The sequence below is a fragment of the Roseobacter sp. GAI101 genome (genome assembly GCF_000156335.1).
GTDB lineage: Bacteria > Pseudomonadota > Alphaproteobacteria > Rhodobacterales > Rhodobacteraceae > Sulfitobacter.
In genome coordinates this window covers 795,804-817,053 of the sequence record NZ_DS999213.1, presented here as the reverse complement: position 1 = coordinate 817,053, position 21,250 = coordinate 795,804, and the positions used below count along the sequence as shown (strand labels likewise).

The window sequence follows — 21,250 nt, the reverse complement described above, 5'->3', positions numbered from 1 at the left end:
CTCGAACGTTAACCATATGCCGATGCCCGGCGTCAGGAGAAACCGATGAGAACTTTGAAACTGATTGCCGCCCTGACGCTTGGTGTATTTGTATCTGGCTGTGCAACCTCTGACATCGCCAGCCGAAACGCCACGCTTGATCCCTCGGCCCCCAAGATGATGCTGCAAGCCGAACCAGATCAGTCGTTTGCGGCCGTCGCAGCGCCGTCCTTGCGCATTTCGGAAATCAATGTGGTCGTGCCTGACAGTTTGAAAGTTTCCGAGGCGAACCGCTATTACCCTTCGGGCGATATCGTCTGGCGCGGTGATCCCATCGGGAACCGCCATGCACAGATCAAAGCGATTTTCGAAGCCGCCTTGCAGCAAAGCGCGCAAAATGCGGATGGTGAAATTCCGGTTCTGCTCGACGTCGAAGTCTTGCGTTTTCATGCGCTGACAGAAAAGGCCCGTTATAGCGTTGGTGGCGTTCATTCGATCACCTTCCGCCTGACGGTCCGCGATCCCCGCACAGGCCTGCCGATGGCGCAACCGCAAGTCGTCAAAGCCGATCTTGACGGGTTCGGCGGCCAGCAGGCAATCGAGGCGGACCGCCGGGGCGAAACCCAGAAAGTCCGGATCACGGCCCACCTTGCAGAGGTCTTCCGTCAGGAGATGATCAAGCCCGGCGGCTATCAGAACGCGAATTTGGGGATGTTTCAGGCGCTGAACAAACTCTGAGCTTTCCCAATCCATTCAAACCGACTAGAGGGGGCGTTATGACAACGCCCCCTTATGCATCCGCCCCGACTGATCCCGCAGCCCTGCCAGTGGTACGCCTGATACCAAAGGCCAATGCCCGTGCCATTCGTCACGGGTTTCCGTGGGTTTACGCCAATGAAATGGTCGTTGACCGCCGGACCAAGGGCTTGGCCCCCGGCAGTCTGGCCATTCTCGAAGACAGCGCGCGCCAGGTGATGGGCGTTGTGGCGGTCAATCCGCTGTCCAAAATCTTTTGCCGGATGCTGGATCAGAATTCTGAAGCTGTGATTGATGTGGATTGGTTTGCCGCCCACATCGCGCGTGCGCTGCAACTGCGCGAACAGCTGTATGATGCGCCGTTCTATCGTTTGATCCATGCCGAAGCCGATGGTTTGCCCGGCGTTGTGATCGACCGTTTTGGCGATACGGCTGTAATCCAGCCCAACGCGGCCTGGGCCGATGTCCATATTGATGCGCTTGTCGCAGCTTTGGTGGCGGTGACCGGCATCAAGCACGTCTTGAAAAATGCAGCAGGCCGGACCCGCACGCTTGAGGGGCTGGATGATGTCAGCACCGTGCTGCAAGGCGAAGCGCCTGCCAGCGCGATTCCTGTGCCGATGAACGGGGCGACCTATATGGCCGACCTGACCGGCGGCCAGAAGACCGGTATTTTCTATGACCAACGTCCCAACCACGCCTTCGCCGCCAATCTGTGCAAGGGCAAGCGGGTGCTTGACGTATTCTCTCATGTCGGCGGCTTTGGACTGGCTGCTTTGGCCAACGGTGCCGCGTCGGTTCTGGCGGTCGACGGATCAGCGCCTGCCTTGGCCTTGGCTGCCGAGGGTGCGGCCGCGATGGGCGTCAGCGAAAAATTCGCGACCCGTCAAGGCGATGCCTTTGATTTGCTGACAACCCTGCGCGCCGAGGGCGCGGAATTCGATGTGGTGATCTGTGATCCGCCAGCATTCGCACCGGGCAAACCCGCGCTTGAAGCAGGATTGCGCGCATACGAGCGGCTGGCGCGTCTCGCGGCCCCATTGGTCGCGGAAAACGGCATTCTTGGTTTGTGTTCGTGTTCGCACGCTGCAGACCTGACGCAGTTTCGCACGGCTTCGGTTCGTGGCGTCGGGCGGGCAGGGCGGCGTGCGGCGATGCTGCACACGGGCTTTGCCGGACCAGACCACCCGCAACTGCCACAGCTGGCGGAAACCGGATATCTCAAGTCACTCTTCTTCAGGCTTTAATGGCGGCTCGCATACTGATCGACGCCTGCGTTCTTTACCCGACAGTAATGCGCGAAATGGTTCTGGCGGCGGCCCGCTTGGGCGCGTTCGAGCCGCTGTGGTCCGCGCGCATTCTGGAAGAATGGGCGCGCGCGGCCATCAAGATCGGCCCGACAGGCGAAGCGCAGGCGCGGGCCGAAATTGCCCTGCTGCGTGCCGCGTGGCCCCGTGCCGAGGTAAGCCCCAGCCCGGGGATCGAGCAACGGCTTTATTTGCCCGACGAAAACGATATTCACGTTCTCGCAGCAGCGGTTCACGGCAATGCCGATATGATCATGACGTTGAATGCCAAGGACTTTCCACGTGGCACGTTGGCTGAAGAAGGATTGGCGCGTGTCGATCCCGACAGCTATTTGCATACGCTCTGGCTGGATCAGGCCGCCGCGATTGAAAGTGCCGCAGGATCGGTTCTGGCCGAGGCACAACGACTGTCCGGGCAGAACTGGCAGATGCGCGCCCTGTTGAAAAAAGCACGGCTGCACCGTCTTGCGAAAGCGATAGGTTAACCGTTTAGACGTCCCAGCGTTTTTGCAGGGTGGTCAGTGCCGCAATGCGGTCATCGGTTTTGGGATGGCTCATCAACCAGGCGGGCGCGGTGCCGTGATTGTTCTGCGTCAATGCCTCGAGCTTTTGGAACAGAGATATCTGCGGTGCGACCCCGATGCCGGCCTTGGTCAGCAGGGCGGCGGCATAGGCATCGGCCTCGTATTCATCTGCGCGTGACAGGCGCGCTGCCAGCATGCTGGCCAGCATATTCGCGATCCATATGCCAACGCCGGGGATTAGCCGTCCCAAAATCATGCCCAACGCTGCGCGCATGGCGTTTTGACCGGAAAAGTCGATCATCCGACGGCGTGAATGGCCCAAGGCAACGTGCCCCAATTCATGGGCGATCACGCTCGCCAGTTCCTCGGCCGATACCTCACCTGCCTTGAACTTATTGTAGAACCCACGGGTGATGAAAATACGTCCATCGGGGGCGGCAAGGCCGTTGACCGGTGCAACCTCGTAGATGTGCACTTTGATGCGCGGCACGTCGAGAGCGACAGCCATCTTGTTGCTGATTTCGCGCAGGGCGGGGTCGATCAGTTCGGTCGATTTCTCGTCCAGCTCCTTGGCCGTGCGCCACGCGGAGAACCGGTACATGGCGAGGCCGTAAGCAACTGCCAGCAATATGGGGAGGACACGTAACATGACCCTAATATGGAGGAGCAGCGCGTGAGGGCAAGGAGGGATGAGTATTTTTAAAAGGGTGACGCGAAGGTGCGGTGCCATACCTGTGGGTGGCGGGTCTGGACCCTAGCGTGTGAGCGCCTTCATGCCCCGGCTGAGGCCTTCGAGGGTCATGGGGACCATCGCATCCTGACCAAAGATTTCCTGAACCATCTTGATGGACTGGGTGTAGGGCCAGTATTTTTCCGGGATCGGGTTGATCCAAAGGCTACTGTTCCATTGCTCGCGGGCGCGGCCAAGCCAGACCGATCCGGCCTCGGGGTTCCAATGTTCGTTGGCACCGCCGGGATAGGCGATTTCGTAGGGCGACATCGACGCGTCGCCCACGAAAATGCATTTGTAATCGGGGCCATAGGTGCGCAGGATTTCATGGGTCGATTGTTGTTCGGCCCAGCGACGACGGTTGTCGCGCCAGACGCCTTCGTAAAGGCAATTGTGGAAGTAGAAATATTCAAGATGTTTGAATTCGGCCTTGGCGGCGCTGAAAAGTTCCTCGACGGTTTTGATATGGGGGTCCATTGAACCGCCGACATCCAGAAACAACAGTACCTTTACAGCGTTGCGGCGTTCGGGGCGGGTTTTAACATCGAGATAACCGTGCTCTGCCGTGGCGCGGATTGTGCCACCCAGATCGAGTTCTTCCTGCGCACCGTCGCGGGCCCAACGGCGCAGGCGCTTCAGGGCGACTTTGATGTTGCGGGTACCCAGTTCGACCGTGTCATCCAGGTTCTTGAATTCGCGCTTGTCCCAGACCTTGACCGCGCGCTGGTGGCGCGAGCCTTCCTGCCCGACGCGGACGCCTTCGGGGTTGTAGCCATAGGCCCCGAAAGGCGAGGTGCCCGCCGTGCCCACCCATTTGTTGCCGCCCTGATGGCGGCCTTTCTGTTCCTCAAGCCGTTTGCGCAATGTCTCCATCAGCTTGTCGAAACCGCCCGCGGCTTCGATTTCGGCTTTTTCCTCGGCCGTAAGATGCTTTTCAGCCATCTTTTCCAGCCAGTCCTTGGGAATATCGACAGCTTCAAGAACATCGTCCAAGCTGATGTTTTCCAAGCCTTTAAACGCTGCGGCAAAGGCCTGGTCGAACTTGTCGATGTTGCGTTCGTCCTTCACCATGCTGACGCGGGCAAGGTAATAGAAGGCGTCTACATCATAGGTCGCAAGACCGGCTGCCATTCCGTCCAGAAAGGCCAGGAATTCCCGCATGGAAACGGGAACCTTGTGGCGGCGCAATTGATCGAAGAAAGGCAGGAACATCGTTTAAACCCCGGAGAGGACTCGGTCGATGATGACTGTAAGGATCATCCCCACGATAATAAAGGCCATCCCGAAACCTGCCGCGTATTGCGCCATATCCTTGCGGTTTCCCTTGCGTCGATACGCGGTGAAACCGCCTATCACTGCGCCAATCAAGGCAAAAATTAATACGATCATATCGGCCCGTTTCGCTTGTTATTTGAGCGGGTTAAGCGACGCAATTTCGCGCATTTTGGCCCGCACAGCCCAGTCAGAGCCAAACCCGTACCGTGCCCAGCCAATACTGTCCAGTCTGACCATCCGTGCCTCGGCTGAGCGGTTTTCAAGCTCGAGCGCTTCGGCACGCAGTAAAAGAAGGGTGCTGAGCAGGGCGGCGTTCTCGCGGTTGCGGGCGGTTTCGATATGTGGGCCAATAAGCCGCAGCGCCTGCGGCCCGTCCCCTTTGGAAATTGCGTAGGCCCCAAGTTGGGTTGCGACATAGGCGCGATGCAGATCGGTACCAAGGTTGCGGGCGTAGAACAGATCGGCCAGCTCGTATTGCTTGTGCGCTGCCTCTGCGTCGCCGGCTTGCAAAGCGCGGCCCATGGCGTAATGGGCAAACGCGCGGCGGTGGTCCTGCCAGCCCAGGGATTGTGCGATCTTGATGGCGCTATAGGCCGCATCCTGGCGTTGCCCATCAGAGCGTCCGGGCCCAAGCGCCCCTTGCACAGCAGTTTTCCATTCGCGTGGGGTCCGGGTGACAAAGCGCGCCTTGGTCGAGGTGCCGCGCGGGTTGATCCGGGCGAGAATACCGGGCAGGGCGCTGGCCACCTGACCCCGCGTCATACCCGAGCGCAGGGCAGGATCGTAATAGGCGCGCAGGATCATCATGTCGAAACCGGTCAGGACCGTATGCACGTTGTCGTCGTTAAAGACGGAATCAGGCAGGCGGTACAGGTCGTTCAAGGGGCCGAGCGCTTGTGCGACCTCTTCGTGCAGGCAATCGCGGACCTCTTGCGGGCTGGCGTCATTGGGCAGGAAAATCGCCACACGGCTGCGGGTTTTCAAAAGCGACCAGTTGGTCTGCGCAGAACGCCGCACCTTCTTGTATTCCGCGATGCTGCTGACGTTAGGGGCGACGAAACAGGCGGCTTGGGGCAGGACCTGACGGATCTGGCTGCGGCTGACAGCCTCGATCGTGATGTTTGCCGAGGCTGCGGTGGTCGGGCGTATGTCGATATTGGCCTCAGAGCGGAGGCGGCCGATCAGCCGGGACAAATCAGGGCCGAGCGTGGGGGGCGGCCCACCAATGACACGGATGGTCACAGGCCCTTCGAACCGGGTGAAAACGGTCAGATCCTTGCCGCTTTCCATACGGAACGCCAGTTCAATGAAATCAAGGGACAGGTCGTTGTTCGACCGTGGTGCAGGGGATGCGTGATGTGCCGCAAAGCTTTTCATCGGGGGCAAGGATGAGGTTGGTGTCTCGAATGCTGCACGCGACACGACGCCGGGGTCCGACGCCGGCACACAGGCATTCACGACCAACATCAGCGGGAAAAGCAGACGCCACCTCACGTAGGTCGACCCGATGAAGGATCTTTGCTGGCCCACATCCGTTCTGCGAAGAGAAACCTCACGCAGCGCACATACTGTGCTGAAATCATATCAATCATTTTACCTGCCTTGCCCTTTTGAGCTGTTTACAGGGTCTTTTCGCCCTCTATCCGGACCTTTCTAGGGAGCAAACATGTCAAAACAGAGAAGAAAGTTAATGATTGGGGCAGGCTTGTGGCGCGCGTGTCATGCACGCCACAAGTGTGCAAGGGGCCGACGTCCCCCAGATAATACCATAAAGGTTATTTTTGCGCGCGTGCCATAAAGGCCAGCCGTTCGAACAAATGCACATCCTGTTCGTTCTTCAGCAGAGCACCGTGCAGCTTGGGCAACGCGCTCTTGCCGTCCTTCTTGAGGTCAGCGGCGTCCATATCTTCGGCCAGCAGCAATTTGAGCCAATCCAACACTTCCGAAGTCGACGGCTTTTTCTTCAAGCCTTGCTGGTCGCGGATTTCATAGAACTGGGTCAGGGCGGTGGTCAGCAGGGTTTCCTTGATACCGGGATGGTGCACTTCGACGATCTTGCGCAGCGTGTCCATCTCCGGGAACCGGATGTAGTGGAAAAAGCAGCGGCGCAGAAACGCGTCGGGCAGTTCCTTTTCATTGTTCGACGTGATGATGACGATGGGCCGATTGACCGCCTTGATGGTCTCGCCGGTCTCGTAGACGAAGAACTCCATCTTATCGAGTTCTTGCAGAAGGTCGTTGGGGAATTCGATGTCGGCCTTGTCGATCTCGTCGATCAGCAGCACGGTCTTTCCCGCGGCCTCAAAGGCCTGCCACAGCTTGCCCTTGCGGATGTAGTTCTTGACATCATGGACGCGTTCTTCGCCCAATTGGCTGTCGCGCAACCGGCTGACGGCATCGTATTCATACAGGCCTTGCTGCGCCCTGGTTGTGGACTTGATATTCCATTCAATCATGGGCAGTCCAAGCGCATTCGACACTTGGCGCGCAAGTTCCGTTTTGCCCGTGCCCGGTTCGCCCTTCACAAGCAGGGGTCGTTCCAGCGTAACGGCCGCATTCACCGCGATGGTGAGGTCATCCGTTGCAACGTAATCATCAGTTCCTTGGAATTTCATCTTGTTATCAACCTTATAAGACGCGCTATTTGGCACCACTTAACCAAAAAACGTGGGCATTGTGTAGTGACAATCTGGGAACGCTGCGTTAGATGATCCGCAGGTAACGGGGGCGGTGGTGCACCTTAAGGACTGGATTTAGACCGCTATGGGGAATGATATGAAACAGGAAGTATTTTTGGCGGACGATTACACTCCTGCCGAAGACGAACCGTTCATGAATGATCGGCAAGTCGAATATTTCAGACGCAAGCTGTTGGCGTGGAAGGCCGAGCTTTTGGCCGGGAGCCGCGACACCATCGAGGGCTTGCAGGACGGGACGCGCAACATCCCGGATGTGAACGATCGCGCCTCGGAAGAGACCGACCGTGCGCTTGAATTGCGGACCCGGGACCGTGCGCGCAAACTGGTTAACAAGATCGACGCGGCACTGCGCCGGATCGACGAAGGCGAATTTGGCTACTGTTCTGTGACGGGTGATCCGATTTCGTTGAAACGTCTGGACGCACGTCCCATCGCCACGATGAGCCTTGAAGCGCAAGAGCGTCACGAGCGTCGTGAAAAAGTACACCGTGATGATTGATCGACGGAACGGTTAAGAGTTTTATTTTATGAAAGCGTCAGGGTGAAAGCCCCGGCGCTTTTTTTATGTTATTTATTTGGATGATAAGGGGCAGGATATGACTGTCAGCAATGCAATTGTGATTGGGGCCGGAATTGGCGGGCTTGCCGCCGCTGCAGCCCTGGCGCGACGGGGCATGGCGGTGACCTTGCTGGAACAGGCCCCCGTGGTATCCGAAGTCGGCGCGGGACTGCAGATCAGCCCCAATGGCATGGCAGTCCTGCGTGCAATGGGCCTTGAGGCAAAGCTGAAAGAACGCAGTGCCGTGCGCGGACAGGCCGTGGTTTTGAACGATTACAAGGCGGGCCGTCAGGTCGCGCGCCTTGATCTGATGCGCGGGCAGGCGGATTATCCTTACATGTTCGTGCACCGTGCCGATCTGATCGATGTCCTGTTCGGGGCGGCGAAACGGGGGAATGTGTCGGTCGAACTGGGCGCGCAGGTGGAAAAGGTGGTGCCCGGTGGGCCGCCGACCTTGCTGTTGGCGGATCATGCCCGTCGACGTGCCGAACTGATCGTCGATGCCGGTGGCATTCATTCGAAAACCCGCGCGACACTGAACGGGGACGATGCGGCCCAATTTTCGGGGCAGGTCGCGTGGCGCGCGCTGATCCCCAACCGGTTTGACCATCCTGCCGAAGCGCATGTGACCATGGGGCCCGGGCGCCATCTGGTCAGCTATCCTTTGCGGGGCGGCAAGCTGATCAATCTGGTCGCAGTGGAAGAACGTGACACCTGGGCACCCGAGGGGTGGAGCATTGCGGATAATCCCGCCAACCTGCGACGTGCGTTCGGTGCATTCGGGGGACGGGCGGCTGACATGATCGCCGCCGTTGACCACTGTACCCTGTGGGGGCTGCATCATCATCCTGTTGCATCCGTCTGGCAACAAAATGGCGTGGCGCTTTTGGGGGATGCGGCCCATCCGACGCTGCCGTTTTTGGCGCAAGGGGCCAACATGGCGTTGGAGGATGCATGGGTTCTGGCATCATGCGTTCTGAACCAGCCTATAGATCAGGCATTGCGCCGCTATCAATCAATCCGCGAGGCCCGCGTGCGCCGGGTGATCAAGACTGCCGCAGGTAATGCCGCGCGCTATCACCTGCATCCGGGGATGACGCGCACTGCGGCCCATCTGGGCCTGCGCCTTGCCAGCAGACTGGCACCCGGTGCGATGATCGGCGCGTTCAACTGGCTTTACCACCATGACGTGACCACGCCATAATCGCGCTAACCGGCCCGCTGCAACATGCCGAACAGGTCGCGCGGGTCTTCGGGGTCGGCCAGCAGATCCAGCGAGTCAAAGAACCCGGTCCCCGTGATCTGGTCGCGGACATAGCGCAGGGCGGAAAAATCTTCGATCGCAAAGCCCACTGAATCGAAAAGCGTGATTTGCTTGTCGTCGACGCGGCCTTTGGCCTGGCCGGTCAGGACCTGCCAGATTTCGGTCACGGGGTGGTCGGGGGCAAGCTGTTGAATTTCGCCCTCGATCCGGGTCTGTTCGGGGTATTCCACAAAGATACCAGCGCGGTGCAGGATCGCGGGGGCCAGTTCGGTCTTGCCGGGGCAGTCACCGCCGATTGCGTTGATGTGGATGCCGGCCCCCACCATGTTGTCTGTCAGGATCGTCGCATATTGCTTGTCCGCGGTGCAGGTTGTGACGATCTGCGCGCCCAGAATAGCCTCTTCTGCAGTGTCACAGGCCACGACCTTGATCCCGTACCCCGCCAGGTTCGCCGCGCATTTGGCAGTGGCCGCGCGGTCCGTATCATAAAGACGCACCTCGTCGATCCCGACAATCGCCTTCATCGCCAAGGTCTGGAATTCGGACTGCGCGCCATTGCCGATCATCGCCATCACATGCGCGCCCTTGGGTGCCAGCAACCGGGCCACGACCGCAGACGTCGCTGCCGTGCGCAGGGCGGTCAGGATCGTCATCTCGGACAGCAACACCGGATAGCCGTTGTCGACATTGGCCAGCAACCCGAATGCCGTGACCGTCTGCAACCCGTCCACCGTGTTGGAGGGGTGCCCGTTGACATATTTGAACCCGTAGACCTCACCATCCGACGTCGGCATCAGTTCAATCACGCCTTTTTCTGAATGGCTGGCAACACGGGGGGTTTTGTCGAACAGTTCCCACCGCCGAAAATCCGCCTCGATATAGTCGCCAAGCTCCACCAGCATCGGTTCGATCCCGATGTGATGGATCAGTTGCATCATGTTGTGTACGGAAACAAAGGGCACAAGCGCTTTGGACGAAGGCGAAAGATCGGTCATGGTCAGGGTCCTTTCAGGGGATCAATAGGCGCGTGTCGGACGGTCGAACACCCGCCGGCCAAATGCAGAAGCGGCAAGATCAACCATCAGCCGCGCCGTGCGGCCACGCTCGTCCAGAAACGGGTTGAGCTCGACCAGATCAAGCGAAGTCATCAGGCCGCTGTCATGCAGGATTTCCATCACCAGATGTCCCTCGCGGACGGTGGCCCCGCCGGGAACGGTTGTACCCACGGCCGGAGCGACCGAAGGATCAAGGAAATCAACATCCAAGGACACATGCAGCATGCCGTTAGCTGCGGCGACCTTTGAGAGGAACGCATTCAAAGGTGTCGCGATCCCGGTTTCGTCAATCTCGCGCATGTCGACCCGCTGAATGGTCGTTTCCTGCAAGGCCGCGCGTTCGGCCGCATCGACGGACCGCAGCCCGATGATGGCGATATTGTCATGGGGCAGGGCATAAGGAAGCGCGGGAAACGCATCAAAACCCTCGCGCCCCGTCACATAGCCCAACGGCGTGCCATGCAAATTTCCGCTATCGGTGCTTTCGGGTGTGTGAAAATCGCTATGCGCGTCAAGCCAGAGGACGAACAAGGGGCGTCCCTGCGCCTGCGCGTGGCGCATCGCGCCCAATACGGTTCCGGACGCCAGCGCATGATCGCCCCCCATGAAGATCGGGGTCCCGTCTGCCAGCGCCGCCTCGGCCGCGTCGGCCAGACTTTGGGTCCATGCGATGGTTTCTTCAAGGGCGTGCAATTTGGGATGTTGGCCAGGGGTATAGGGCGCAGGCAGTACATTGCCGCGGTCTGTCACGCTATGTCCCAGATCGGTCAGCGCCGTTGCCAGACCTGCGGTGCGATAGGCATCAGGGCCCATCAAGCAGCCAAGACGGCGTTTGCCGCTATCCATTGGTGCGCCGAGTAGAATGCAATTTTGCTGTGTCATCTAAATTTCCTTAACAAGGGGTTGGGTGGATGTATCTGGCAGATCCGTTCAGGATCAACTTGCTAAATTGACCAAAATGGACGCAGTTTGTTCGATATGGAACATATGGTTCTCAATTTGGATTAGTGATTGCTTTTGACGAATCCAAATCCTTAAATAGCGCTGACGAGTGGCCTTACTGTGGTTTCTGGCTGATCTGTCACAAAGCCATTCGAAAGAGTGACCGAAACGGATAGTATTTAGCCGAAAAGGAATGTGAAAATGACCAGTTCGGACGAAGCCCTGATTGCTGCGCTACGGCAGGATGCACGCCAGTCTTTATCAGATCTGGCGACAAGCTTAAATCTCTCACGCACGACGGTGCGCGCGCGGCTGGCAAAGTTGCGTGCCAGTGGAGAGATCATCGGGTTTACCGTTGTTACCCGGTCAGATGTTCTGGCCGATCCCGTCAGGGGTCTGATGATGATCGAAATTGAAGGCAGCGGAACAGAGCGTATCACCCGCACCTTGACCAAGATGGCACAGCTGCGGGCGGTGCATTCCACGAACGGGCGGTGGGACGTGATCGTTGAAATCGGGGCCGCGACGCTGGAAGACTTTGACGAGGTTCTGGCCCGGATCCGACGCATGGAAGGTGTCGTTGCCAGCGAAACCAGCCTGCTGCTGAAAACCAGAAAATCGGGGCAGGGTGCCCGTCTGGGTTAGGCTTTGCTGCGTGCCGCGGCCACCCAAAGGCAAAGCAGCACGGCACTGATCAGCGCATTCCAGCCTGCCATTGACAGGCCAAGCATCTGCCAGACAATCTCGTCACACATGACGAGGCCAGACGGTGCGTCCATTGACAAGAGGTCGCTTCCGCTGAGCGCGCCAAGATCCATGCCGCCACCGGTGCAAGAAGATGGACCGGGCCACCACTTCCACTCGACCCCGGCATGATATACCCCGATACCCCCGGTGATTGCGGTGGCAACAGCACCAAACCATGCCAGCATTCGGGCACCGCCGCCCAGAATAACCAGACCGATGATAATCGCCGCGCCATGGGGCCAGCGCTGCCACAGGCACAACTTGCAAGGTGCCATGCCACCCAAATGCTGGAACCCGAACGCCCCCAAGAGCAACGCGGCAGAGCCCAGGGTTGCAAGCAGAACGTAAATGTTACGCGACATCAAATGTACCTCACGAAAAAGAAACCGCCCAAGAGCAAAATGACACAGGCGGTAAAGACCAATGGCAAGCGCTTTTCGATGAATTCGCGGATCGGTGGACCAAATTTCCACAGCAATGCAGCGACAATAAAGAAACGCAGCGCGCGGGCCAGAATTGATGTGGCAATGAAGGTGACCAGCGGCATGCCAGTCCACCCGGACATGATCGTGATCACCTTGTAGGGAAATGGAGTTATTCCGGCGACCAGAACGGCCCAAAAGCCAAAGTCGTTAAAGCGCGTTGAAAATTCCGCCATTGCATCGGCTTTGCCCATTGCGGCCAGGATAGGTGCCCCGAGAGATTCGAATGCCAAGGCCCCGATGGCATATCCCAAAAGCCCGCCCAGCACGGAGGCAATCAGCGCGACGCCCGCAATTAACCACGCGCGGCTTGGTCGGGCCAGGATCATCGGAATCATCAGCACATCAGGCGGGATCGGGAAAACCGAGCTTTCGACAAATGCGACGATAGCCAACACCCACAAGGCGTGGCGGTGGTGCGCGAGACCAATAACCCAATCATAAAACCGTCTGATCATGGCCAAGGCTCCGCTATGGCAAATTCGTTAACTTGCAACACCATGACAAAAGGGCAGGGTCAAGAGAAAGCCTCAAATTTCCCCTTGCCGCCCCGACAATTGCACGGTAACAGAACGACGTGGCCCGAGTGGCGGAATGGTAGACGCAGGGGATTCAAAATCCCCCGCCGCGAGGCGTGCCGGTTCGAGTCCGGCCTTGGGTACCAAATAACATCTAAGTCATTTATTTTTAAATATAATGACTTAGATGTTTTGGTCCACAATTCCGCCTAATGAACACAGCATTATTGATTTACTCACCAACCGTTATCGGCTTGACCGATTGGTTGCGGATAGTTGTCTAGATCGGAAAATAAACGCACTGCAGATGACCTAAATCTGCAGCATGCGCAGGGTGCGGCATTCCCCTTCACAAATCCATATCCACCACGCGGTCATTTTGCGCCTGCTGGTATGGCTAATGTGATTTATAGAGGTGACTTGGATAAGTTGATTAAAGATGCCCATACCTTGGTCGTAGAGATGCGTTTCTCTGCGCACACCAACATTGAGTTGCTGTCTTCGTTAGACTTTGAATGTAACGGACACTGACCGGATGACGGACGGACGGTTTGGTTTCCATTGGGCTGATTAGATCTCAGCCATCGAGTAGGTGGATTGCATCGCATACAAAAGCGCGCATCTTCTTTTTAACGATCTCGCCAAGTAACCGGGTCGCCGTATTCACTCAGAGGCGATAAACATGATAGGCACCGACACTCGAACAGTTAAGAAATTGGCGAGTTTTCAAACGTGTTGCTGAAAGCAATGCCCTAGGATTGGTGCGTGAAATAGGAGTTGGATATTCCGTCCCGCCTTCTTTCCATTCGGGATGACGGTGGCGCTTATAATACATATGGACATGCCAGATATTGGCGCATCCATGATGATTATCTAGATTTGCGGCAAGTATATCTCGCATTCCTCGATCAGAACTCTGCCCAGTCATCATTGCGAGCTGTGTTTTTTCGCGCAACTGGCGATGATTTTGGTTGGCCCTGTGGGGAAGGCCCTTGGTTGCTTTTGGCCATTGGTATTACTTTGCCAGCTTTTTTAATGACAGGGAGCACTTCGACACCGTGAAATTGACCCAAAGCCGAGCTGAGGGATTTAGCCTCATCGTTCATCGCCACGCTCGATGCGGTCATCCCTTCCAATGCGGCAGCATTCGTTTGCGACACACTGTCGATCGAGCGAACCGCGCGCGTTACCTCTTCGATGCCATGGGACTGTTGTTCGACCGCCTTTGCGATGTCAGAAATCTGGCTTGATGCCACTTCTACATCGGAAATAATGCCCTGAAGTGCATTTCGGGACAGTTCGACTTGCTCCACGCCAGCTTCGACGCTTCGGTTATTTTGTTCAATAACTTCGCTGATTTCACGCACGGCATCTTGCGATCTTTGCGCAAGTGCACGCACCTCGGAGGCCACGACCGAAAAGCCGCGACCAGCCTCACCGGCACGGGCGGCTTCTACGCCCGCGTTCAGTGCAAGCAAGTTGATTTGGAACGCAATGTCCTCGATCACTTTGACCACGCGGTTAATTTGTGTCGATGCCTCAGTCATAGCGTGCATGGATGCCTCAGTCTCGTCGGAGACCTTTTTGGTTTGATCCGCGCTGTCCCGAACCTTGCGTGTTGCGACATCGGCAGTCTTGGCATTTTCGACAACCTGGCGGATGCTTGTCGCGATATCCTCCGCTGCCGCAGATGTCTGTTGAATGGCCGCAGCGCTGTCTTCTGCCCGTTTGGCCATACTTCGCGATGTCGCCTCTAGTTCGCTTGAGGTTGCAGCAACGTTCTGGCCGTTTTGCATTATCCGAGACATCGACTGCGACAATGTCGAAAGCGCGGCATTGAAGTCTTCTTGAAGCTGTAAAAATGACCCCTGACGTTCTCCCTCTATCCGCACACCCAGGTTCCCCTGAGAGAGCGCATCAATACTGACAACGACATCAGCGATATTCGTCTCGATCATGTCCAGAAGTCGGTTGATCACCATGGCAAGGCTTGCAAGACTTTGATCTTGCGTGTCATCTGAAATCCGGTTGGAGAAGTCCCCGGATGCGGCCTGTCCCAATACGTTTTCCATATCGGCTTGAAACCCTGTAAAGGCAGCAAGCCGCTTTTTCTCCTGCGCGGCAATCATCTCACGGTCGTGGGCGGCTTCTGCTTCGCTGGCCCGACGCTCCTCGCGTTCTTTTTCCATCTGAAGCCGCTCTTTGGCCTGCGCTTCGACATCATCCAGTGTAGCCGACAATTTCCGCGCCTCGCGCGCTGAGGCAATCAGTTTTTTCAGGCTTGAGGTGAGGTTTCTAATTTCAAGCAGGTCATTCTCGCGTTCATCAATCTCTTGATTCAGATCGCCTTTTGTAACCGCCTCAATAGCCTGAGAAGCATAGGCAATACGGTTGGCCAGGCGCGTCGCAACGAAATAAACCGCAGCACATACCAACAAGATATCGAGGATCATCAAACCTGCGTTGAAAAGCAAGGTATAAAGATGGCTTTGCCGATCGCCTTCCCAATAAAGCCGGACCTGCATTCCGGCATCTTGAGAGATCTTCGCCATATCGTCCAAGGCTTTGTTTGATAACTTGAAAAATTCATCGAATGTGACGGGATAGGCAACTTGCGCGCCCTTCGACACCCCGGCCATTACGGCATCCAAGCGTTCAAGAACGGGCAGGTAGGTCCCAAAATACCTCTCCCCGGCAGTATCGATCCTTTGCGAAAAATCCTGATCCAGATCAACAACTTCAACCTGAGCTTGAAGAGTTTCCCAAGCTTGAACCGCGCGCGCACTGTCTGCTTCGATAAGTTTTTTGAGGTCAGGCGGAACAGGGGTGCCGTGCAAGGTTGCGATTGCATAATAGGTTCGGGCTCTGCCACCGAACTCCCTGATCTCCCAAGCGGCGCTTTCGATCATTGTCAGGCCTGCAACGGTCGAGGATGTCAGGCTGTTTTCGATGACCAAAAGGTTCGACAGCGACTTCAGACCCGAAATATTGGCCTTCAGTTCGTAGGGGAGGTCTTGCGCCCTGTCTCTTGGCCGGTCCGTTATTTCTACGGCAAGCATCGCATCGACCTCGCTGCGCAGCTTCTTGATGGTTTGATGATAGTCTTCCGCTCTTTCGATGAACTGATCTTTCGTTTCAAAGTCGATCCCGTCCAACTCGGCCAGTGCCTCTTGGAACGTGCTGTCGGAAAGTGAACGCTGATCGCGGATGATATTTCTAAACGCCGCCGGTGCGGGACCTGCGACCGACAAGGCGACTTGCGTCACGCTCCGTTCCAATGAAAGCGCGACTGTCGCATCCGACCACGTCGTTGTTGACCTTGCCAGTGCTTCCAAGCTTTGGACCATCTTATAATCTTGCAGGGATATTACGGATTCATGCAGATATTTGACGATCCCGATCGACCCGACGGCAAGCAAGATAACGAGACAGACCTTTGATATTTTCACAAGCACGTTCCTCTTTTTCAGGTGCTTAGAACAACAGTCCTTAAGGTTCTCATAATTTCCGGACACTCGAGAGGCATCGGACAAGTGTCCAACTTCCTGCGGAAGCTCTAGGGCCAACTGGTTTGGAGTTATTAGAGCGGGTCGCGCGCGTATCTAAGGTGAGACGGGCGACAGAAGTTCAGCGGGTCAGACCGGAGTTTCAGTGATTAACCAATTCCGCCGTGATCAGCGACACACCATTAGGCGCGCACATGGCACCTCTGATCAATACAATGACCGCCAATGCAACTATAAGCTGATAAACCAGTCACGGCAGTCACATTAGCGCTCCGAATCAATCAAGGTTTTGATTCGTTCAGATTGTGGCATCTTTTTGCACAAATTTGATTAAATGCTAAATTATTGGCCGAATTGGTTCCAACACAAATTAGTGTGCTAAAAGCGTGAAAGGCGTTTGTCGATCACGTCTCGCCTCAGGCATTTCTTTCGATTTGGAAACAATAAAGCGGGTTCGATTGACGAATTCCAATCCGCTTCGTTCGAATTGCCCTTATTTTTCTGAAAAATCACGTTTTCCCAAATTTCGGAACGGGAAACAATTTACAATCTATGCTAGAGATTACCAAATTCACTCTGGTTGTCGTGAATTCCCATCCACCATGACGCCGGGATTTCGCTTTAAGATTTCTCTTTCTGTAACCCTTCGGCCAAGATATCAATGAGATGCCCAACTGGGGGGCAAAGTCTGTAGGTCACGGGGGCGACCGCATTGAACGCGTACGTTTTGTACGGGGAACGTGTGTTCGCTGCACTGTAAGCTGTCGAATACAACACAAGCGAACTGCCATTCGCTGTGACGGGTCTTTTGCGGCCTAACTTCTCCTCAGAGCGGTCCGAATTTGGTGCGTGTCGTCGTGTGCCACCAGCGTTTTTTCGGGGTTGTTCGTTTGCTGCTTTAGGGCAGCCCGTCAGTTGGCGGAGCAAGGAGAAGAACGTGGTTAGGTACAAGAGTGTCATCGACCGGCATCCAGCGCGATCGGGCAGTCCTTCGGCTGGTCCCATCAATCATTGCGTTAACGATTCTTCTTCGAAGCGCCGCTTTGTGACCGGGTTGTTGCCACAAATGAAAATTACTCCCTCTGTCATCAACTTTCGATCAGAGCCATTTTTCGCGCGGCTCACCACGGTCGCGCACAATTTTAACGAGAACACCGGCGCGGTACCCTTTGCGGCATCGCGCCACGATATTTCCAGCGGCATACAGGGCCGTTTCGACTGACCAGCTTCGCCCTTGAACGGGCTTATTACAGATATGAGGCGGACGGATCAGTCCTAACGCGCCTGAACAGATTTTGGAGACGACCGACATGACACTTTTCCTCGACAGCCTGAGCAGTCTTTTTTTCGGATCAAAGACCAGCACGACAACGACAACGTCAACCACATCGGTTGCGGGCTCGGACGGGATCGTCGAAGGGACCCGCGATGGTGACCTGATCAACGTTGGATACTTGGGCGACCCTGATGGTGATCTGGTTGACGCGTTTGATGCCGTTTTTGGGAATGTGGGATCGAACGACGACGTCATAGCAGCACTTGGCGGGAACGATACTGTGCTGGCAGGGGCCGGGAACGACTCTGTGCTTGGCGGTTCGGGTGATGACAGTATCCTTGGCCAGGACGGCAATGATCTTTTGATCGGTGACGGGATCGTGTCGGGGACGGCGTCGGGCGGGCGCGAAAGCTTTGAATGGTCCAAAGCGCCGGACCCCAGCGGCAACGGCACCTCGATCGACGAAGATGACAACCTCAAGGCGGGCTTTGTTCAGAACACGGGCACCGTCAACGTCATGTTCGAGCTGAAGTCGTTTTCTCCGTATAACGGCGCGTATCAGCAATACACCGAAGACCAGCAGAATGTTTCCGGGATCGACGGTGACGGCAGCGCGATCAACCAGAACAGTGCGTTCGATTCACTTGCCAACAATTCGGGCCACACGGCCTTTGAACTGCGTTTCGACGATGCGGTTGGCAATGTGTCGTTCAACATCAACGACATCGATAACGGTGGTCAGGTCAAGGTCATGGCCTATGACGCAGCCGGCAACCTGATCGACGTCGATCTGACCGGCGGGTCGGGCGTAAACCTGATCGACTCGGATGGTATGTTCGGGGTCGATACGGCCAAAAGCCTTGGCGGTGATGAAAATGCTGCGGGATCCAAATATTCGGTGAACGTGTCAATTGACGGGCCGGTTTCCCGGATCGAATTCATTCACACCGCGACGACCTCCAGCAACTCGGGCGTAAACGTCACAGATGTTTATTTCGACAACCCCGCATCCGTGATCGCCGACGACACCGTGGCAGGGAACGACACGCTTGAGGGCGGCGAGGGTGACGACATCATCTTTGGCGACCATGGGGCCCAATCGGCGACCGTGCGCGAGAATTTCGAATGGGAAGGCGTCAGCGGCGACCAGATTGACAACGGGTTCACCCAAGACACCGGCAACGTCACCGTGACCTATGCACGCACGGTCGATACCGGTAACCACCAGTCCGAAGCAGGCGGAGAGCTGCTGAACACCGACGGTATCGTGTCGAACGGGGATCCGGTCGATAATGACAGCTCGCTCAAGTCCACCACCCATGGTGCGGGCAACGTCGGCGAATTCCAGTGGGATTTCTCTGCACCGGTGTCGAATGTGTCGTTCAACGTGAATGATATCGACAATGACGGCCTGGTCAAAATCACGGCCTTTGACATCAACGGAAATGCGATCGCCGTAAACCTGACCGGCGGGTCCGGTCTGACCCTCAAGGACACCGATCTGGTGGCCGGTGCCGATACGGCAGACAGCAAGGGTGGCGATGCCGCCGTGAATTCGTCTGCCTATAACCTGAACGTCGACATTCCGGGGCCAGTCAGCCGTATCGTCCTGTCCCATACGCAGGACGGGTACAACAACTCGGGCATCAACGTCACCGAAATGTACTATGACGCCCCGACCGGCGAACTAGTGGCGGGTGTTGTCGGTGGCGATGACCTGCTCTTGGGGGATGCGGGCAATGACACCATCTTCGGCGAAGGTGGGAACGACACCATCGATGGCGGGACCGGCGATGATTACATCGAAGGGAATAATGGCGATGACGTCATCACGGGCGGGTCAGGCAATGACACGCTGTTCGGCGACAACAATGTTGCGGCCCCCTCGACTCCGACAGGCGGCACGGTCCGCGAAAGCTTTGAATGGGACAAGGCCCCCGATCCCAGCGACAGCACCGCCGTCGACAACAACGACAATCTGTCCGGCGGTTTCACCCAGGATACCGGCAATGTCGATGTAACATTCTCGGTCACCAATACGTCAAAAACACCCGAGACGACCTTCTCCACGGACCAGCAGAAGGTCCATTCGATCACTGGCGACAGCGAAGCCACAAACCCTTACAGCTCTCTGGCGTCCCTTGCCAACGAAGACGGCGAACGCGCGACCTACAAGCTTGATTTCTCGTCTGCGGTGACGAACGTCAGCTTCCGCATTAACGACATCGACAATGCGTCAAAAGTCGTCATCGTCGCGGTTGGTCCAGACGGCACACGCACGCCGATCGACGTATCGACAGGCGGCGGCATCAACGCGCAAAACCTTGATGGTGTCGGCGGCAATGAAACGCTGCTCAGCGGCGGGGGAAATGGTGCGGATACAGACCCTTACCACTCGGCCTTGGTCAATATCGCGGGACCCGTCGATTACCTTGAAATCACGCACACCAAGGTCCAAAATTTGTCTGTCGGCAACGACGCCGGGATCAACATCACGGACGTCTACTTCGATGCACCCGAAAAGGTCGACGTCGGCGGCGATGCAGGCTTTGGCAACGACCATATCATGGGCGAAGAGGGCGCTGATTTCATCGACGGCGGCGCAGGCAACGACACGCTAGACGGCGGGATCGACAACGACACGCTGATCGGCGGCGACGGAAGCGATTTGCTGACCGGCGGCGAAGGCGCTGACATCATCAGCGGCGGCGCAGACCAGGATACGATTGTGGGCGGCACGATTGGCGATGTCGTTGACGGTGGCGCAGGCGGGTTTGATCCCGATGCGGGCCTCAACACGGATACGGATACACTGGACCTGCGCGGCCTGAACTTCCGGCTCAGCGATCTGACACCGGACAGCAACGGAAACGGCCAGAACGGGACGGTGACGCTGTTCGACACCTCCGGCAATCCGACGGGCACCTTCACCTTTACCGAAATCGAAAACATTCTGGGCACGGAAATGCCCGAACTGGATGGCATCGTGTCCGGTGACGCGACAGGTAACCTGATCGACGAAAACTACACCGGCGATCCCGAGGGTGACCTGATCGACCGTCCTGATCAGGTCGTGAACGGCACACCCATCGGCACCGACGGTGACGTCGTGCAGGCAGGCGGCGGCAATGACACGGTCTTCGCACGCGACGGCGACGATACAGTCTATGGCGGCACGGGCGACGATGTGCTGAACGGCGAGGCTGGCAATGACATCCTCTATGGGGAATCCGGCGACGACACGCTTGTTGGCGGTGCGGATAACGACACGCTGGTCGGCGGTAGCGGAAGCGACTCCCTTGATGGGGGTGATGGCGACGACAAGATCACAGGCGACACCCCGGGTGTCACAGGTGTTCCTGATGCTGACCTGCCGCTGATCACGACACCTTTCGATCAGGATCCGAACCCCGACGACAACAAGGACACGATCAATGGCGGCGCTGGCAACGACACGATTGATGGCGGCGACGACGCTGACCTGATCGACGGCGGGATCGGTGACGACGTGATCGAAGGCGGGATCGACAACGACACCATCATGGGGGGGTGATGGCGACGACACCATCACCGATGTCCAAGGGGCCGACAGCATTTTCGGCAACGACGGCAATGACTCGATCATCGCCGG

At 57.0% G+C, this 21,250-nt stretch carries 17 protein-coding genes and 1 tRNA gene; 8 read left to right on the top strand and 10 right to left on the bottom strand.

Annotated features, from left to right (window positions below; genetic code table 11):
- Positions 1 to 45 precede the first annotated feature (45 nt).
- From RGAI101_RS03800 to RGAI101_RS03790, 3 genes are read left to right on the top strand one after another with little or no spacing between them, the layout of a single operon-like run.
- Entirely contained in the window at positions 46 to 717 is a 672-nt protein-coding gene (locus tag RGAI101_RS03800) for a DUF6778 family protein (protein WP_008228000.1), read from the top strand.
- Between the two features lie 38 nt (positions 718 to 755).
- Complete coding sequence (locus RGAI101_RS03795; protein WP_008228167.1) at positions 756 to 1,982, top strand: RSP_2647 family RNA methyltransferase; 1,227 nt, start codon at positions 756 to 758, stop codon at positions 1,980 to 1,982.
- Complete coding sequence (locus RGAI101_RS03790) at positions 1,982 to 2,527, top strand: RSP_2648 family PIN domain-containing protein (protein ID WP_037227309.1); 546 nt, start codon at positions 1,982 to 1,984, stop codon at positions 2,525 to 2,527. The genes RGAI101_RS03795 and RGAI101_RS03790 overlap by 1 nt, the downstream gene beginning before the upstream one ends.
- Before the next feature lie 4 nt (positions 2,528 to 2,531).
- On the opposite strand, the gene RGAI101_RS03785 is transcribed toward RGAI101_RS03790, so the two are convergent.
- From RGAI101_RS03785 to RGAI101_RS03765, 5 genes are all read right to left on the bottom strand, one after another.
- Positions 2,532 to 3,215, bottom strand: a complete 684-nt coding sequence (locus tag RGAI101_RS03785; protein ID WP_037227307.1) for a M48 family metalloprotease — start codon at positions 3,213 to 3,215, stop codon at positions 2,532 to 2,534.
- Positions 3,216 to 3,320: 105 nt separating this feature from the next.
- Positions 3,321 to 4,508, bottom strand: a complete 1,188-nt coding sequence (locus tag RGAI101_RS03780; RefSeq protein WP_008225546.1) for a vWA domain-containing protein — start codon at positions 4,506 to 4,508, stop codon at positions 3,321 to 3,323.
- Positions 4,509 to 4,511: 3 nt separating this feature from the next.
- On the bottom strand, positions 4,512 to 4,685 hold the full coding sequence (locus tag RGAI101_RS03775) for a hypothetical protein (RefSeq protein ID WP_008228015.1): 174 nt from the start codon (positions 4,683 to 4,685) through the stop codon (positions 4,512 to 4,514).
- An 18-nt stretch (positions 4,686 to 4,703) separates the two neighbouring features.
- A complete protein-coding gene (locus tag RGAI101_RS03770) occupies positions 4,704 to 6,101 on the bottom strand; it encodes a DUF2927 domain-containing protein (RefSeq protein WP_008229182.1) in 1,398 nt (465 codons plus the stop codon).
- A gap of 245 nt (positions 6,102 to 6,346) precedes the next feature.
- Positions 6,347 to 7,186 carry an AAA family ATPase gene (locus tag RGAI101_RS03765; protein ID WP_008225660.1) on the bottom strand — a complete coding sequence of 280 codons (840 nt, stop codon included), beginning with the start codon at positions 7,184 to 7,186 and terminating at the stop codon, positions 6,347 to 6,349.
- A 160-nt stretch (positions 7,187 to 7,346) separates the two neighbouring features.
- Between RGAI101_RS03765 and dksA the strand changes: the two genes are divergently transcribed.
- Together dksA and RGAI101_RS03755 are read left to right on the top strand one after the other, a co-directional pair.
- Positions 7,347 to 7,769 (top strand): RNA polymerase-binding protein DksA, encoded by a 423-nt coding sequence (gene dksA, locus RGAI101_RS03760; protein WP_050763239.1) that lies wholly within the window; start codon positions 7,347 to 7,349, stop codon positions 7,767 to 7,769.
- Positions 7,770 to 7,866: 97 nt separating this feature from the next.
- Positions 7,867 to 9,033, top strand: a complete 1,167-nt coding sequence (locus tag RGAI101_RS03755; RefSeq protein ID WP_037227304.1) for an FAD-dependent monooxygenase — start codon at positions 7,867 to 7,869, stop codon at positions 9,031 to 9,033.
- 5 nt (positions 9,034 to 9,038) lie between these two features.
- Here RGAI101_RS03755 and RGAI101_RS03750 read toward each other — a convergent pair whose 3' ends face one another.
- Together RGAI101_RS03750 and rocF are read right to left on the bottom strand one after the other, a co-directional pair.
- Entirely contained in the window at positions 9,039 to 10,088 is a 1,050-nt protein-coding gene (locus RGAI101_RS03750; RefSeq protein WP_008226661.1) for an ornithine cyclodeaminase, read from the bottom strand.
- A 21-nt stretch (positions 10,089 to 10,109) separates the two neighbouring features.
- Positions 10,110 to 11,030, bottom strand: a complete 921-nt coding sequence (gene rocF / locus RGAI101_RS03745; protein ID WP_037227301.1) for an arginase — start codon at positions 11,028 to 11,030, stop codon at positions 10,110 to 10,112.
- 261 nt (positions 11,031 to 11,291) lie between these two features.
- Between rocF and RGAI101_RS03740 the strand changes: the two genes are divergently transcribed.
- Positions 11,292 to 11,735, top strand: coding sequence for an Lrp/AsnC family transcriptional regulator (locus RGAI101_RS03740; protein WP_037227299.1), 444 nt, complete (start codon positions 11,292 to 11,294; stop codon positions 11,733 to 11,735).
- Here RGAI101_RS03740 and RGAI101_RS03735 read toward each other — a convergent pair.
- A complete protein-coding gene (locus RGAI101_RS03735; protein WP_008227836.1) occupies positions 11,732 to 12,199 on the bottom strand; it encodes a disulfide bond formation protein B in 468 nt (155 codons plus the stop codon). The two genes, RGAI101_RS03740 and RGAI101_RS03735, sit on opposite strands and share 4 nt — an antisense overlap.
- Positions 12,199 to 12,777 (bottom strand): YqaA family protein, encoded by a 579-nt coding sequence (locus RGAI101_RS03730; RefSeq protein WP_037227297.1) that lies wholly within the window; start codon positions 12,775 to 12,777, stop codon positions 12,199 to 12,201. Before RGAI101_RS03730 ends, RGAI101_RS03735 begins: the two co-directional genes overlap by 1 nt.
- A gap of 122 nt (positions 12,778 to 12,899) precedes the next feature.
- On the opposite strand from RGAI101_RS03730, the gene RGAI101_RS03725 reads away from it, so the two are divergent.
- A tRNA-Leu gene (locus tag RGAI101_RS03725) sits at positions 12,900 to 12,983 on the top strand.
- 762 nt (positions 12,984 to 13,745) lie between these two features.
- Here RGAI101_RS03725 and RGAI101_RS21175 read toward each other — a convergent pair.
- A complete protein-coding gene (locus RGAI101_RS21175; RefSeq protein WP_254655239.1) occupies positions 13,746 to 16,286 on the bottom strand; it encodes a methyl-accepting chemotaxis protein in 2,541 nt (846 codons plus the stop codon).
- 1,367 nt (positions 16,287 to 17,653) lie between these two features.
- Between RGAI101_RS21175 and RGAI101_RS22545 the strand changes: the two genes are divergently transcribed.
- Positions 17,654 to 21,172, top strand: a complete 3,519-nt coding sequence (locus tag RGAI101_RS22545; protein ID WP_198133671.1) for a calcium-binding protein — start codon at positions 17,654 to 17,656, stop codon at positions 21,170 to 21,172.
- Positions 21,173 to 21,250: the final 78 nt, after the last annotated feature.